Raw genomic sequence first — 16201 nt, forward strand, 5'->3', positions numbered from 1 at the left:
ATGTGTTTAAGTACAAATAATATCTAAAGGTTATTCGTAAAATAGGAAAAAAGGAGCTGTCGCTAACGGATTTTATTCCGCTAATGCGACAGCTCCTTACTTTTTTAGTGATATGATAGTAGAAAACATTCACTCCACTTTTTTATTCAACGCCTTCTTCAAAACTTCTTACTAAAGCGGCAGGGAAGTTTAATATTTGCATATCTTTTACTATTCTTTTATATTCATAAGAAATGTGTCTTATTTTTCCTTTTATATTACCATCTTTATCGATGTCTAAAATACAATATGTTGAGTCAGGTGATCCTATTTTGGGTTTTCCTACACTACCATCATTAACAAATAATTTGTTATTGTACTCTTTTATTGATGGGATGTGTGTATGGGCACAAACTAAAACATCTTCTTCTAAAGAATTCATAACATTAATTGTGTTATCTGAATCCTCTAAAAGATATTCATTAATAGAATTGTTACTTCCGTGAACAAACTTAATTTTCTTACCATTAAACTCTAGAGTAATATTTGTAGGAAGATTATCTAGATAATATCTATTTTCTGCTCTTAACTCTTGAACAGTCCAAGGAAGAGAGAAAGAGTTAATTGCTGTATCTCTAATATAAGTGTATGCTCCATCTACTACAGAAGCGTCATAATTACCTTTTATACATATTATGTTTTTTCTTCTAATTATAGAAACTACTTCATTTGGATGGGGTCCATATCCAACCAAATCTCCAAGACATATAATAGTGTCTATTTTTTGATCATCTAAGTCCTCTAACACTCTCATTAGTGCATAAATGTTTCCGTGTATATCTGATATAATTCCTATTTTCATTTAAATTCCTCCAATACACTTTATATATAAGTAATTATAGCATAAAGAAATAGATATTATAATTAATGTGATGTAATATAAGAATAAAGTAATTAATATTTTAGGAGTGAAACAAATGAAAGAAAATAGAGTAAATAAAGTACTAGAAAAAATGAAAGATGAGGGGTTAAAACAAATCTTAGTTTCAGCACCTCCAGCAATATTTTATTTAACAGGGAAATGGTTTCATCCAGGGGAGAGAATGGTTACTCTTTTGTTAAAGGCAAATGGAGAACATAAGCTTATAGTTAATAAGTTATTCCCTGTAGAAGAGGAGTTAGGTGTAGACTTAGTTTGGTATGAGGATATAGATAAGCCAGTAGAAATATTAGCGTCATTCTTAGATAAAAGTGAAAAGATTGGTGTAGATAAGAATTGGCCAGCACATTTCCTAATTTCTTTAATGGATATGAATGCTGCAAGTGGATATGTAAATGCCTCTCCAATTATAGATAGATTAAGAATGATTAAAGATGAAGAAGAAAAAGAATTAATGTTCATATCTTCTGAAAAAAATGATAGGGTAATTGAAAAGTTAATAAGTGAATTAGAAGAAGGGAAAACTGAAAAATATTATGCGGAACGTGTAAAAGAACTTTATGAAGAAGAAGGTGTATTTGAATTCTCTTTTTCACCTATAGTTGCATTTAGTCCTAATGGAGCAGATCCTCATCATGGAACAGATAATACTGTATTGAAAAAAGGTCAAAGTATAGTAATTGATATTGGGGGAGTGTATAAATCTTATTGCTCAGATATGACTAGGACAGTATTCTTTGGGTGTGAACCAAGTGAAGAAGATAGAGAAGTTTATGAAGTGGTTAAAAACGCTAATTTAAATGCAATATCTATGGTTAAGGAGGGAGTAAGATTCTCTGATATAGATAAAGCTGCGAGGGATTATATAGAATCAAAAGGGTATGGAAAGTACTTTACTCATAGAACTGGGCATAGTATAGGAATTGAAGATCATGATTTTGGTGATGTTAGCTCGGTCAATCATGAAGAAGTAAAAGAGGGAATGATTTTTTCTATAGAGCCAGGAATATATATCCCAGGAAGAATAGGCGTAAGAATAGAGGACTTAGTTATGGTTACTAAGGATGGCTGTAAGGTTTTAAACTCTGTAACAAAAGATTTATTAGTAGTAGAATAATAAGTTTAAAAGAACTGTGTAAATACAGTTCTTTTATTTTGTGGAAAAAAATTCTTGACAACAAAATTTAGAAGTGCTATGGTTAATTACATAAGTAACTAACAAATGAGGTAGGAGTGAAAATATGTTTGAGTTTAATGATGAGTCACCAATTTATATACAAATAGCTAATACAATAGAAGATGGAATTCTAAATGGCATATACGAAGAAGAGGAACAAGTGCCTTCTACAACAGAAATATCTGTGACATATAAAATAAATCCAGCAACTGTAGGAAAGGGATATAACCTGTTAGTTGGGGAAAATATTATTTATAAAAAGAGAGGTGTAGGTATGTTTGTTTGTAGTGGAGCAAAAGAAAAGTTAAAGGAAAAAAGAAGAGCAACTTTTTTTGATAATTATGTATTTAAGTTAATAGAAGAAGGAAAAAGATTGGGGATAACAAGTGATGAGATAATAGAAATGATAAAAGGGGGGCTAAGTAATGAGTAATATTAAAATATCTGGGTTAGTAAAGATATATGGATCAAATAAGGTTTTAGATAATATATCTTTAGAATTTGAGTCTGGAAAGATTTATGGGCTTTTAGGGAGAAATGGAGCTGGTAAAACAACTCTTTTAAATTGTATAACAAATAGAGTTTTTTTTAATTCCGGGGAAATAATTGTAGACGGAGAAAGCGCTATAGAAAACGATGTGGCACTTTCTAAGATATATTTTATGACAGAAAGAGATTTATTACCTACTGAATATAAGGTTAAAGATATATTCAAGTGGACAAAAGATTTTTATAAAAACTTTGATATGGATTATGCAAAAAAGCTAAGTGAATTATTTGAACTAAATATAGATAAAAAGCTAAGAAGTTTATCTACAGGATATAATTCAATATGTAAGATTATTATATCTTTAGCATCTAATGCAGAGGTGCTTATATTTGATGAGCCAGTTTTAGGTTTGGATGCAAATCATAGAGAATTATTTTACTCAGAATTATTAAAGGTTTATGAAAAAAATGAAAGTACTATAATCCTTTCAACTCATATAATTGAAGAAATATCTGATCTTATAGAGTATGTAGTTATTATTAAAGATGGAAAGGTACTAAAGTGTAATTCGGTAGAATCATTAATCTCTGAATGTTATGCGGTATCAGGAAAGAGTGATAAGGTTGATGAGTATGTAAAAGATAAAAAGATAGTATCAGAAGAGGTTCTTGGAGGATTTAAAAAAGTTACTATAGATGGCAAGAGAAGTAATGAAGATAGTATGAGAGTTAAGGAATTAGATTTAGAAATATCAAAAGTTGAGCTTCAAAAGCTATTTGTAAATTTAACAAGTAAGGGGGGAGTATAGGTGGATAAAGCAAAAAAGGTATGCAAGTATCAAATAGAAACATTTATTAAACCAACTATAATATATTATTTAATATTTATAGCAGTAATAGTTGTATTATCTATGTTAGCTGGAAGTAGTGAAGGAAATTTTAGGTCCTCAGGTTTAGAATTAAGTACGTGGATTTTTATTTTTGTAACAGCTTTAAATTCATTTAAAGGTCCTTTCTACTTTTCACAAGCTAATAATGTTTCTAGAAAAAGTTTTTATTTAGGAACACTTTTTTACTCTGTTATAGTTTCGTTGATAATTCCTGTGATAGATATTATAATCAATAGGATCTATAATTTATTTGTAGGGTGTCCAATGAACTATGATATGATTTATGGGAAAGTTAGAGATATAGCTTTTTTTGAAGGTGTATTATTTAAGGTTGATAATAGTATTACATCTCTTTTAGGAAATTACTTATTTTTAGTTGGAGTATTATTAGTTATATTTTCTATAGGGTTATTAATTACTACAGTATTGTTTAGGTTAAACAAGATTGGTAAATATATTGCTGGAGGAATTATAGCAACCCTTGTAATGACATCAAGTTTTATTTCGGAAAGTTTTTGGATTAATATAGGAGGCTTACTTTCAAAGATATTTGGATATGAAAGTAGAAATGTTTATGTTGGAGTAACGACTCTTATTGTAATATCTTCTATATGTTTTGTGATTAATTATATTTTACAAAGAAAAGCTGAAGCAACTAAATAAAAATTCAATAACGTACAAATATACAAATATATAAATATAACAATAAAAAAATATATGAATATATAAATATATAAATATATAGGTGAAAGCAGAGTTGATGAGGTTAGAATAAATAGAAAAGCGAGTATTGTAAAATAATACTCGCTTTGTTATTAGAATAATATTCCTGCTATTGTAGCTGTTAAACAAGTTGCTAATGCACCACCAAGTAATGCTTTAAAACCTAATTTAGCAATTGTTCCTTTTTTGTTTGGTGCCATAGCTCCTATACCACCAATTTGAATTGCAACTGAACTAATGTTAGCAAATCCACAAAGTGCATAAGTCATAATTAAAATTGTTTTCTCTTGTAGTACTCCGCTTGCTGATAGAGCTGAAAGATCAGAGTAAGCAACGAATTCATTAATCATAACTTTTTGACCTAATAAGCTACCAGCTGCTGATAAATCTCCAGTTGGTACTCCCATTACAAATGCTAGTGGGGAGAAAAGTTTACCTAAAATCCAGTTTAAACTTAATTCAGGGAAACCAAATAATCCACCAACTAAACCAATTAAGTAATTAAATAGAGCAATAAGTGCAACGAAAGCTAATAGCATTGCAGCAACATTAAGAGCTAACATTAAACCATCACTAGCACCATTTGCAGCAGCTTCAACCACATTTGAAGCAGTCTTTTCAACTTCAATATTAGTTATATCCTTTGTTTCAGGTTCTTCAGTTTCTGGAACTAGCATTTTTGCTAAAACAAGTCCAGCTGGTGCAGCCATTATACTAGCAGCTAGAAGGTGACCTGCATTAATTCCCATTGCTACATATCCAGCCATAACACCACCGGCAACGGTTGCCATACCACCAACCATAATAGCCGTCATTTCTGATTTAGTCATAGAGCTTATGTAAGGTCTAACTAATAAAGGTGCTTCTGTTTGACCTAAAAATATATTACCAACAGCGCTAAGTGTTTCTGCTCCTGATGTACCAAGTAATTTACATATTCCCTTAGCTATAAATTTAACTATAGCTTGCATTATTCCTAAGTAATAAAGAATTCCCATTAAAGCTGAAAAGAATATAATTGTAGGCAATACATTTAAAGCAAATATTGAACCGAAAGTAGCTTGATCTGTAAGGTTACCAAATAAGAATGTAGTACCTTCAGCAGTAAAATCAAGAATTCTTGTTATAAATCCACTAGCAGCTTCAAATGCTTTTCTACCAAATGGAACTTTTAATATAATTAAAGCAAATATTATTTGTAGTCCTAATCCCGTAGCTACAAGTCTCCAATTAATCTTTTTCTTATTTTCTGAAAATAAATAAGCTATTCCTAAAATAACGATAACGCCTAAAATTCCAATAAATCTGTCCAATTTAATTTCTCCTTTGTTATGCTAAAATTTTATCATTTGTTTGTGTTTTTTATAATCTTTCGATTAAAGATGTCATAAGATTTATAAAATTATTTTTTGCCATATTTGAAGTTTCTATAACTTCTTCATGATTTAAAGGTTGATCTAAAATTCCTGCAGCCATATTTGTTAAACAAGATATTCCTATAACATTCATACCAGAATGTTTAGCAATTATAACTTCTGGAACTGTAGACATACCAACAGCATCAGCCCCCATAACTCTAACCATTCTTATTTCTGCAGGAGTTTCATATGTAGGACCACTCATCATTGCATATACTCCTTCTTTAATATCAAGACCTTGAGATGAGGCAACGTCTTTTACTAAAGATACTAGATTTTTATTATAAGCTTCTGACATATCAGGGAACCTAACTCCAAATGAATCAAGATTTCTACCTATTAGTGGATTTGAACCAGAAAGATTTATATGATCAGTTATTATCATAAGATCTCCTGGATTAAATGATGTATTTACGGCACCAGCTGCATTAGTAACAACTAATGTTTTAACGCCAAGAAGCTTCATAACTCTTACTGGAAAAGTGACATCAGCCATGCTATATCCTTCATAAAAGTGGAATCTTCCTTGCATGGCAACAACTATTTTTCCTTTAAGTTTACCAATAACTAGACGTCCTGCATGCCCTTCAACAGTTGAAACTGGGAAGTTTGGTAAGCTACTATAATCATAGTATTCAGCGTCTTCAATACTATCAGCCAATGAACCTAATCCAGAGCCAAGTATTAGCCCTATTTCAGGGGTATATTTGCTCTTTTTTTGGATAAATTCTACGGCAGCTTTGATATTGTTTAATAAATCCATAAAAATCACTCCTACTTATATTTTGTTATAAATTATTAATTTTATAAGTCTAATTTTAAATAACTACTATAGCTTATAAAAAAGATGAAGATTTTTCAATGATAAATAAAGGATTTTTATATAAATTATGAGAGGAAAGTTTAGGGTATAACAAAAGACATTATCTAAAATAATAGTATTTTAGATAATGTCTTAATTTTTTTTGCTCTATTTTCCTAGTATTTTATCTCCAACAATAACTACATCTCCTGCACCTACTGTTAAGATAATGTCTCCACTTTTTGCTTTTGATTTTAAGATATTAGCAGCTTCTTCATGAGAATGAACATTAGTACATTTAATTCCTCTAGCTCTTATTGCATCACCTAGTTCATCTGATGAGACTAGACCTGTATCTGCTTCTCTTGCAGCATATATGTCCATTAGAATAAGCTCATCACAATTATCGAAAGCTGTTGTAAATTCATCAAATAAAGTTTTTGTTCTAGTATATGTGTGGGGTTGGAATACACAATAAACTTTATTATGATCAACTTTTTGAGCTGTATTTAATGTGGCTTTTATTTCAACTGGATGATGTGCATAGTCATCTATAATCGTTATGCCATTAACTTCGCCTTTATATTCGAATCTTTTATGAGCACCCTTGCATTTTTTTAGGCCAGATATTATTTTATCACTTGGAATGTTAAATATTAAACCTGTAGATATAGCTGAAAGGGCATTTAATACATTGTGTTTTCCTGGATTTGATAAGGAAACTTTGAATAGTTCTTTATCTTTTTCGTAAACAGTAAATGTTGCACAACCTTTATTGTCATAAGAAATGTTTTTAGCAACGATATCTTCATTATCGAATCCATAGCTTATAGTATTACAGTCTGCTTTGTCTAATATAGCTTTTACCCTTTCGTCTCCCCCATATCCTATTAAGTAGCCATCTTTAGGTATTAGATGAGAGAATTTTTCAAATGTTTCTGCTATATGATTTATATCTTTGTAGTAATCTAAGTGGTCTGCATCTATATTAAGAATTATTCCTACGTATGGGAAGAATCTTAAAAATGAAGCTTTATATTCACATGCTTCAGTAATAAAATACTCACTTTGACCAATTCTATAATTACCATTAATTACATCTAATTCTCCACCTACTAATATTGTAGGGTCTAGATCTCCTTCAAGGGTTATATGTGAAATCATAGAGGTACATGTGGTTTTACCATGAGTACCAGCAACTGCTACATTATATTTATGACCTTTCATTATTAATCCTAAAAATTCTGCCCTATCCATTAATATTAAGTTTTGCTTTTTAGCCTCTATAATTTCAGGATTACTGTCGGGAATTGCTGCTGTATATACGACTAAGTCAACATCAACTAAGTTTTTACTATCATGACCTATGTATATTTGTGCACCTTTTTTTCTAAGTTTATCAAGAATTGCAGACTCCTTAGAATCAGAACCTGAAACCTTATATCCGTTATTTAATAAAACAGCGGCTAACCCGCTCATACTGATTCCACCAATTCCAATGAAGTGGATTTTCATATGTTTATCTTTTATAAAATCAAATGACAAGTTATCATCCCCTTTTTCTTAGTACATTTATAATTATATACAAATTTTATAAAATGAACACACATTAGGGTAAAAAAATACCATTCTACAAAATTAGTGTTTAAAAGCTATTGATATTGGTAAAGATATGGAATAGAATATGAATATTAGGAGTTGTTTATAATTGGATAATTCGTGTAATTATGAAAAATGTAGGTGATGTAAGTGGAAAAGTTAAGCAGAAATAGTAGGGTTGTAGCTATTACAAAGTTATTATTAGAAAACCCTAATAAAATTTTAGGATTAAATCAATTTTCGGATTTATTAAATGCAGCAAAATCAACAATAAGTGAAGATATAGTTATAATAAGAGAGTTATTAGAAAAACTTGAAATGGGAAAAGTTGAAACAATTTCTGGAGCAGCTGGTGGAATAAAATTTATTCCTATTATAGGGTATGAAAAAGGAAACAAATTTGCTTTAGAATTATGTGATTTACTTAAAGATGATGGAAGAGTTATTGCAGGTAACTTTATATATGTTACTGATGTTATGTACAATCCTCAAATTATAGGTAAAGCAGGAGTGATATTATCATCATGTTTCAAAAACATGGATATAGATTATGTAATAACAGTGGAAACAAAGGGGATACCTCTTGCATATGAAGTTGCTAGGAACTTAGGAGTTCAACTTGTTATAGCAAGAAGAGATACTCAAGTTACTGAAGGCCCTACAGTAACTATAAATTATGTATCTGGAACAAGTGGAAGACTACAACAAATGTCATTATCTAAGAGATCTATGAAGCCATCAAGTAAATGTATTTTTATTGATGACTTTATGAAGGGTGGAGGAACTGCTCAAGGAATTAAAGATTTACTAAAAGAATTTGATAGTGAATTAGTTGGAATAGGAGTTCTTATAGATAATAAGCAAGTAGAAAAAAAATTAGTTGATGATTATGTTTCTATTGTAGAACTAAATTCAGTAGATAAATCTTCAATAATAGAAGTACAACCATCAGAGATGTTTTCTTAATAAGTCAATGTTTTAGTGGAAATATGATGCAAAACTAAATTTTCTAAATTTATTTTGAATAAAAAGAGGAATTTGGGAGGAAATGGAGAATTATATTACCATTAAGGCAACTGGAGGTGTAGTGCAGTGCAAATCACAGATGTTAGAATCAGAAAGATTACTACTGACGGGAAAATGAAAGCTATAGTTTCCGTTACTTTTGATAATGAATTCGTTGTACACGATATTAAAATTATTGAAGGTCAAAATGGATTATTTATTGCTATGCCAAGTAGGAAGACACCAGATGGGGAGTTTAAGGATATAGCGCATCCTATAAACACAGACACTAGAGAGAAGATTCAAGGTTCTATATTAGATGCTTATGAAAAAGCGCTTAATGAAGAAACAACTGAAGAATCAGTAAGTGAATAATTTATTTACTAAAATAAAAGGGAGTGATACTTCCTTTTATTTTTTTTTAGTGTCTAGAAAAGTATAAAATTTTAATTTGCTCTAAATCAAAGTTATTCTGTGACTTGAAGCTTGCAACGAAACAAGCAAAATAAATATCCAAAACTTTTTTGATTTTATAGAATTATGCAAAAATTTGCGAAAGGTTGAAATGATATAGTTATTCAAATATAATAAAGTAAGTATATATAGTTTACTTAGTTATTTTATATAATAAAAGAAAGTTTTGAGGTGGTATTGTGTATAAATGTGCTCTTATTCTAGCAGCTGGTCAAGGAAAGAGAATTAAGTCAGATATTCCAAAGGTATTACACAAAGTTTGTGGAAAAGAAATGGTGAATCATGTTATAGACAACATGAGAAAAGCTTGCATACAAGATGTTAATGTAATTGTAGGAAAAGGTGCGGAGCTGGTAAAAGAAGGCACAAAAAGTAGAGATGTATATTACTCATTACAAGAAGAGCAATTAGGAACTGGTCATGCTGTAAAGTGTGCTAAGAGTTTCTTAGAAGGAAAAGATGGTGTGGTTGCAATATTTGCAGGAGATGCACCACTAACTAAGGTAGAAACTATAGAAAGATTAATGAATGAACATATAGAGAAAAACAATTCTGCAACTTTATTATCTGCTTTTGTAGATGATCCTACTGGATACGGTAGAATTATAAGAAATGGAGATGAAGTTGTAAAAATTGTAGAACATAAAGACTGTAACGAAGAAGAGCTAAAGGTTAATGAAATGAATGCAGCAATGTACTGCTTTGATATAAAAGAACTTTTATCTTCATTAGATAAGCTTTCTAACAATAATTCACAAGGGGAATATTATTTAACTGATGTTATTGGAATACTAAAAGAAGCCGGTAAGAGAGTTGGGGCTGTAGTGGCTGATTATGAAGATACTATAGGGGTAAACTCGAGAGTTCAATTAGCAGAAGCTGAAGAAATATTAAGAAGAAGAATAAATAATACGCATTTAGAAAATGGTGTAACATTAATAGATCCAAAGACTACTTATATAGGACCAGACGTTGAAATAGGAAAGGATACTATTATATATCCTAACAATATAATTGAAGGAAAAACAGTTATAAAAGAAAACTGTAATATTCTACAAAATTGTAGAATAAAAGATAGTATTATAGAAAGTGGTGTGGAAATCCAGGCATCAGTAGTATTAGAAAGTAAAGTTGGAGAAAATACTACAGTTGGGCCATTTGCATATATTAGACCAGAAACTAGTATTGGTAATAATGCTAGAATAGGTGATTTTGTAGAAATAAAGAAATCAACTATTGGTAATGGAACTAAGGTGTCTCACTTAACATACATAGGTGATGCAGAAGTGGGAAGTGGATGCAACTTTGGATGTGGAACTGTTGTTGTAAATTATGATGGGAAAGAAAAGCATAAAACTGTTATAGGTGATAATAGCTTTATAGGTTGCAATACTAATTTAGTATCGCCAGTAAAGGTTGGAGATAATACTTATATAGCTGCAGGCTCAACTATAACTTCTGAAGTAAAAGAAGGAGATCTTGCTATAGCTAGAGCTAAGCAAAAAAATGTTGAAGGTTGGGTTAAAAAAAAGGGTTTAATAAAATAATATAGATTATACCAAAAACTAAAGAGTACTAATTTTAAGGAGGTCCTCAAATATATGCTAACTCATGGCAAAAATATAAAAGTTTTTACTGGAAATTCACATCCTGAATTGGCAAATGAAATTGCTAAGATACTTGGTGTACCAATGGGTGCGTCAAAAGTATCAACATTTAGTGATGGAGAAATATCTGTTGATATTAATGAAACTGTAAGAGGTGCGGATGTATTCATAGTACAATCTACTTGTTCACCAGTTAATAATAATTTAATGGAATTGTTAATAATGATAGATGCATTTAAGAGAGCATCAGCAGGTAGAATAAATGCTGTTATTCCTTATTACGGATATGCTAGACAAGATAGAAAGGCTAAATCAAGAGATCCTATAACTGCGAAGCTAGTTGCAGACCTTTTAACAGCTGCAGGAGCAGACAGAGTTTTAACTATGGATTTACATGCTTCACAAATACAAGGATACTTTAATATTCCTGTAGATCATTTAATGGGAGCACCAATATTAGCTAAACACTTTGTTAAAAAAGGATTAGCTGATCAAGATGATGTTGTAGTAGTTTCACCTGATTTAGGAAGTGTGACTAGAGCAAGAAAGTTTGCTGATAGATTACATGCACCAATAGCTATTATCGATAAGAGAAGACCAAAGGCTAATGTTTCAGAAATAATGAATATCATTGGCGAAGTTGAAGGTAAGAAATGTATACTTATTGATGATATGATAGATACTGCTGGGACAATAGTAAATGCGGCAAATGCACTTAAGGATTTAGGAGCAACTGCTGTTTATGCATGTTGTACACACGGAGTTCTTTCAGGACCTGCTTTTGAAAGAATCAATAATTCTGCAATAGAGGAATTAGTAATGTTAAATACTATTACTTTACCAGAAAATGTAGAAACAGATAAGATAACTTCTCTTTCAGTAGCACCTATTTTTGCAGAAGCTATTAAGAGAATATATGATGATGAACCAATAAGTAAGTTATTCGAAGAATAAATACATAATATAAGAAGTGTTCTGATTGATGTTTTATGTCAATTAGAGCACTTTTTTCTTTAGGAATTTATAGTGTAGTCAGGTATATTTCAGGTGAATAATTTGTAACATTTGTATCTAAAGTATATATATTTAGTAGAAATAGTGATAAATTTATAGTTAGAGTTAATAAGAAGGAGAGGATTATTCATGGATGGTAGGTTAGGCAAGGTATTAGTAGTAGATGATGACGACAATATTTGTGAAGTACTTAATATGTACTTAAAAAGTTCTGGATATGATACGAGAGTAGTTTATGATGGGAAAAGAGCCCAAGAAGAATTTATAAATTACAAGCCAGATTTAGTATTACTAGATATTATGATACCTAGCGTTGATGGTATTGATGTATTAAAGTGGATAAGAAGAGAAGGAAGTACTCCTGTAATAATGTTAACAGCAAAGGGAGACACATTTGATAAAGTTTTAGCGTTAGAGCTTGGGGCTGATGATTATGTAGTAAAGCCTTTTGAGCCTAAAGAGTTAATGGCGAGAGTTAAAGCTGTAATGAGAAGATATTCTATTGATAGTACAAACAAAGAAGTATTACATTTTAGTGAATTAATAGTAGATGCAAATTCATATAAAGTTGAATACAAGGGGGGAGAGATTAAGATGCCTCCTAAAGAATTTGAATTACTGTATTATTTAGCATCTAATAAAAATAAAGTGTTTACTAGAGAGCAACTTTTATGTGAAGTATGGGGATATGATTATCCAGGAGATTCTAGAACAGTAGATGTTCACGTTAAGAGACTTAGAGAAAAACTTAGTGGAGGAGATGATTGGCAAATAGAAACTGTATGGGGAGTAGGGTATAAGTTTGAGGTGAAGTAGATGAAGAGAAAGGGGTTAGTATACAAGCTTATAATAACATTCTCTGCAATTCTAGCTTTAATACTAATAACGCTTGCATTAGTACTTTCCTTATGGTTTAGGAATTACTTTTTTAGACAAAAAATACAGGAATTAGATAGACAAGGTAAAGTTATATCTGATTCTGTTCTTTCCTATCTCAATGGTAAAGAGAGTTCAAAGGAAAATGAACTAAAGGATTGTATAAGTTTTTTTGGTAACGTTATGGATGTTGATATATTAATAGCTGACAATATTGGATATGTATATGAAGTATCTAGTGATAAATTTATAGATAAAAAGTATACGAATATAGGTGTATCAGAAAAAAATATGGATAAATTAAAAAGTGGTTTTACCATTGAACGTGGTGGTAGAGAAATGATAAAAACATCATCACATGCTTACCTAAAGCCTATATTTCAGAATGACTATTTTCGTGGAATTATAGTAATGATAACATCAGAAGAGAGTATAAGAGGTGGATTGAGGCATGTATATGAAATTGTTTGGTTGTCTGCCATAGTTGCTGTAATATTGGCTGCAATAATAATATATTATTTTGCAAGAAAAATAATAATAAATCCACTTAATGAAATAAATATAGCTGCTAGAAGATTAGCTAAGGGAGATGTAAGTAAAAGAGTAAAGATAACATCAAGTGACGAAATAGGAGAACTTGCAAATTCCTTCAATGTTATGGCAGAATCTATTGAGGAATCAGACAAGAATAGAAGAGATTTTATATCGAATGTTTCTCATGAGTTAAGGTCGCCAATAACTTCCATAAAGGGGTTTGTAGCGGGAATATTAGACGGAGTTATACCTAAAGATAAGGAAGATTATTATCTAAATATTGTTTATGATGAAATAAAGCGGTTATCTAGATTAGTTAGCGATTTATTAGATATATCTGCAATGGAAGAAGGAAAGTTCAAACTTAATATGATTGAATTTGATATTAACATATTGATAAAGCAGTGTATTGCAAATTTTGATGGTAAAATAAGAAATAAAGGGGTTAATGTTGAGGTTACTTTTGGGAGAGAGCATGAATTTGTATATGCAGATAGAGATAGGCTAATGCAAGTATTAACTAATATAATTGATAACGCTATAAAGTATAGTAATGATAATGGAAACATAAAAATTACAACTAATGATAAAGGAAGCAAGGTATATGTAAGTGTATTTAATAATGGAACATTATTAAAAGCTGAAGAATTAGCAAGGATATGGGATAGATTTTATAAGTCTGATAAAGCGAGAACTAATAAAGATAGTACAGGATTAGGGCTTCCTATAGTTAGGTTAATATTAGCTCAGCATGGAGAAGATATTTGGGTTGACAATGAAAAAGATGGAGTAATATTTACATTTACTATATCTAAGATATAGTTTTTGGAGGGGTTTCATGAGTGACGAAGAAAATGAGTCGAAAATATATTTTAGAAAAAGAGTAAGATATTTTAGAATTAAAAATATAATTATAACTGTATGTTTTATATTTACTGCGGCGTTAAGTGGGGCCATATCTGCAAAAGTTATAATTCAAAAAACTTTTTCGAAAGAAAATATTTTAAATAATATAGAGCAAAATTATGAGGTTAATAAAGATTCTTTACAAAAAATCTTTTCTGAAGCAATAGAGAAGGTATCATATTCTATGGTTAGCATTTCAGATGAGGCTAATAAACTTTCAAACAATAAATATACAGAAGAAAATGTAACAGGTATAGCAATAAGAAAAGAAGGATACATAATTACAAGTTATGCAAGAGTTAAAAATTTTAAGGATATTTATGTAAATGTTATAGCGCCTGGGATAAAGCCATCAAAAGGTGATTTAGTATCTTATGATGAAACAGCAGATATAGCATTGATAAAAATAGATTACGATAATTTGGTGCCAATAGAAATAGAAAAATACAATAATTATAAAGAAGGAGAATTTATTATATCAGTAGGAAATGCTATGTCAGATAGTTATGTTGGTATATCTTTGCCTGGAGTAATAACATCAACCAATGATGAAGTAAAGGATAATGAAGGGAATGTTTATTCAATAGTCCAAACTAATACAGTTATTAATAAATTTAATGACGGAGGAGTAATATGTAGTATAGATGGTAAGTTGATTGCTATGAATAGTAAGTTTATAGATGATAAGTTTGGTGAAGATGATTTAAGTTTCTCTATAAGTGGAAATGAAATTAGCCATATAGTAGAAAGGTTAATAGGTAATACTGATATATTAGGAATAAATAGAGGAATTGCCTTGAGTGAAAAACAAGAAAATGTTAAAGGTGTATATGTTGCTACTGTAAAAGCTGGTGGAATTGCAGATAAAGCTGGAATAACTCCTACTGATATAATAATTGATATAAATGGAGTTGAAGTTTATAAACCAGAAGATATATATAAATTAGTTAAGGATAAAAATCCTGGTGATATTGTTAAAGGTACTATACTTCATGATGGAATAAAAACTAATATAGAGTTGGTTATGGAATAAAAGAGGCTTAAAGGTCTCTTTTATTTTTAGATATGTTGTACAGATTAAAAATATAGTATTTTTAGTTACTTTTTATTATAATTAGATATTTTAATAGTATAATATTATTTAGTATAATTATTTAAGATAATAATTAAAACAAAAGGAGAATAGAAATGTTTTTGATAGTTGGACTAGGAAATCCAGGGAAAGAATATGAAAATACAAGACATAATATTGGTTTTGATGCCATAGATAAAATTGCTGGAAAGTATAATATAGAATTAAATAGGATAAAATTTAAAGGTGTATATGGAGAAGGATTCATAGGTGGTGAAAAGGTTATACTTTTAAAGCCTACAACATATATGAATTTAAGTGGAGAAAGTTTAAGAGCAATAATGGATTTTTATAAACTTTCTAATGAAGATGTTTTAGTGCTTTATGATGATATAAGTTTAGAAGTTGGAAGAATAAGAATAAGGGAAAAGGGTAGTGCAGGTGGACATAATGGTATAAAAAGCATAATTGCTCATTTAGGTTCTGATATTTTCTCTAGAATAAAAATAGGTATAGGACAACCTAAATCTGATTTAGTTAACCATGTATTGGGGAAATTTTCTAAAGAAGAGAGGGAAGTATTAGAAGAAACTTTAAATGCTATTACTGATTCAGTAGAGGTAGTAATTAAGACTGATACTAAAGAGGCAATGAATAGGTTTAATGGATTTATACCAAATAAGAAGATTTAAGGAT

General features: G+C 30.0%; 16 protein-coding genes. 12 read left to right on the forward strand and 4 right to left on the reverse strand.

What is annotated here, in order from left to right; all coding sequences use genetic code 11:
* Positions 1-142 precede the first annotated feature (142 nt).
* Positions 143-841 (reverse strand): metallophosphoesterase family protein, encoded by a 699-nt coding sequence (locus tag KIB46_RS11855; RefSeq protein ID WP_291672123.1) that lies wholly within the window; start codon positions 839-841, stop codon positions 143-145.
* A gap of 115 nt (positions 842-956) precedes the next feature.
* Here KIB46_RS11855 and KIB46_RS11860 point away from each other — a divergent pair, with 115 nt between their 5' ends.
* The 4 genes from KIB46_RS11860 to KIB46_RS11875 all read left to right on the forward strand — a co-directional run bounded on the left by KIB46_RS11860 (position 957) and on the right by KIB46_RS11875 (position 4138).
* Complete coding sequence (locus KIB46_RS11860) at positions 957-2036, forward strand: Xaa-Pro peptidase family protein (RefSeq protein WP_156561140.1); 1080 nt, start codon at positions 957-959, stop codon at positions 2034-2036.
* Positions 2037-2160: 124 nt separating this feature from the next.
* Positions 2161-2529: a GntR family transcriptional regulator gene (locus KIB46_RS11865; protein WP_291672125.1), complete on the forward strand. Its 369-nt coding sequence runs from the start codon at positions 2161-2163 to the stop codon at positions 2527-2529.
* On the forward strand, positions 2522-3394 hold the full coding sequence (locus tag KIB46_RS11870; protein WP_291672127.1) for an ABC transporter ATP-binding protein: 873 nt from the start codon (positions 2522-2524) through the stop codon (positions 3392-3394). The genes KIB46_RS11865 and KIB46_RS11870 overlap by 8 nt, the downstream gene beginning before the upstream one ends.
* Positions 3395-4138 carry a hypothetical protein gene (locus tag KIB46_RS11875; protein WP_291672129.1) on the forward strand — a complete coding sequence of 248 codons (744 nt, stop codon included), beginning with the start codon at positions 3395-3397 and terminating at the stop codon, positions 4136-4138. It abuts the gene before it with no gap.
* Between the two features lie 152 nt (positions 4139-4290).
* Here the strand turns inward: KIB46_RS11875 and KIB46_RS11880 are convergent, their stop codons facing one another.
* The 3 genes from KIB46_RS11880 to murC form a co-directional block, all read right to left on the reverse strand.
* Positions 4291-5511, reverse strand: a complete 1221-nt coding sequence (locus tag KIB46_RS11880; RefSeq protein WP_049178162.1) for a NupC/NupG family nucleoside CNT transporter — start codon at positions 5509-5511, stop codon at positions 4291-4293.
* Between the two features lie 49 nt (positions 5512-5560).
* On the reverse strand, positions 5561-6379 hold the full coding sequence (locus tag KIB46_RS11885; protein ID WP_156558626.1) for a purine-nucleoside phosphorylase: 819 nt from the start codon (positions 6377-6379) through the stop codon (positions 5561-5563).
* 207 nt (positions 6380-6586) lie between these two features.
* A complete protein-coding gene (murC, locus tag KIB46_RS11890) occupies positions 6587-7963 on the reverse strand; it encodes a UDP-N-acetylmuramate--L-alanine ligase (RefSeq protein WP_291672133.1) in 1377 nt (458 codons plus the stop codon).
* 204 nt (positions 7964-8167) lie between these two features.
* Here murC and purR point away from each other — a divergent pair, with 204 nt between their 5' ends.
* From purR to pth, 8 genes are all read left to right on the forward strand, one after another.
* Positions 8168-8983: a pur operon repressor gene (gene purR, locus KIB46_RS11895; protein ID WP_099330054.1), complete on the forward strand. Its 816-nt coding sequence runs from the start codon at positions 8168-8170 to the stop codon at positions 8981-8983.
* 126 nt (positions 8984-9109) lie between these two features.
* Complete coding sequence (spoVG, locus tag KIB46_RS11900; RefSeq protein WP_049178168.1) at positions 9110-9397, forward strand: septation regulator SpoVG; 288 nt, start codon at positions 9110-9112, stop codon at positions 9395-9397.
* Positions 9398-9675: 278 nt separating this feature from the next.
* Positions 9676-11043, forward strand: coding sequence for a bifunctional UDP-N-acetylglucosamine diphosphorylase/glucosamine-1-phosphate N-acetyltransferase GlmU (glmU, locus tag KIB46_RS11905; RefSeq protein WP_291672137.1), 1368 nt, complete (start codon positions 9676-9678; stop codon positions 11041-11043).
* A 54-nt stretch (positions 11044-11097) separates the two neighbouring features.
* Positions 11098-12057: a ribose-phosphate diphosphokinase gene (locus KIB46_RS11910; protein WP_156558630.1), complete on the forward strand. Its 960-nt coding sequence runs from the start codon at positions 11098-11100 to the stop codon at positions 12055-12057.
* A gap of 189 nt (positions 12058-12246) precedes the next feature.
* Complete coding sequence (locus tag KIB46_RS11915) at positions 12247-12933, forward strand: response regulator transcription factor (RefSeq protein ID WP_156558631.1); 687 nt, start codon at positions 12247-12249, stop codon at positions 12931-12933.
* The gene (locus KIB46_RS11920) at positions 12934-14349 is read left to right on the forward strand and encodes a HAMP domain-containing sensor histidine kinase (protein WP_156558632.1); all 1416 of its coding nucleotides are present in this window, start codon (positions 12934-12936) and stop codon (positions 14347-14349) included.
* 16 nt (positions 14350-14365) lie between these two features.
* Entirely contained in the window at positions 14366-15466 is a 1101-nt protein-coding gene (locus KIB46_RS11925; protein ID WP_291672140.1) for a trypsin-like peptidase domain-containing protein, read from the forward strand.
* 155 nt (positions 15467-15621) lie between these two features.
* Positions 15622-16197: an aminoacyl-tRNA hydrolase gene (pth, locus tag KIB46_RS11930; RefSeq protein WP_291672142.1), complete on the forward strand. Its 576-nt coding sequence runs from the start codon at positions 15622-15624 to the stop codon at positions 16195-16197.
* Positions 16198-16201 lie beyond the last annotated feature (4 nt).

The organism is Clostridium sp. (assembly GCF_018372875.1).
In the GTDB taxonomy this organism is placed as follows: domain Bacteria; phylum Bacillota; class Clostridia; order Clostridiales; family Clostridiaceae; genus Clostridium.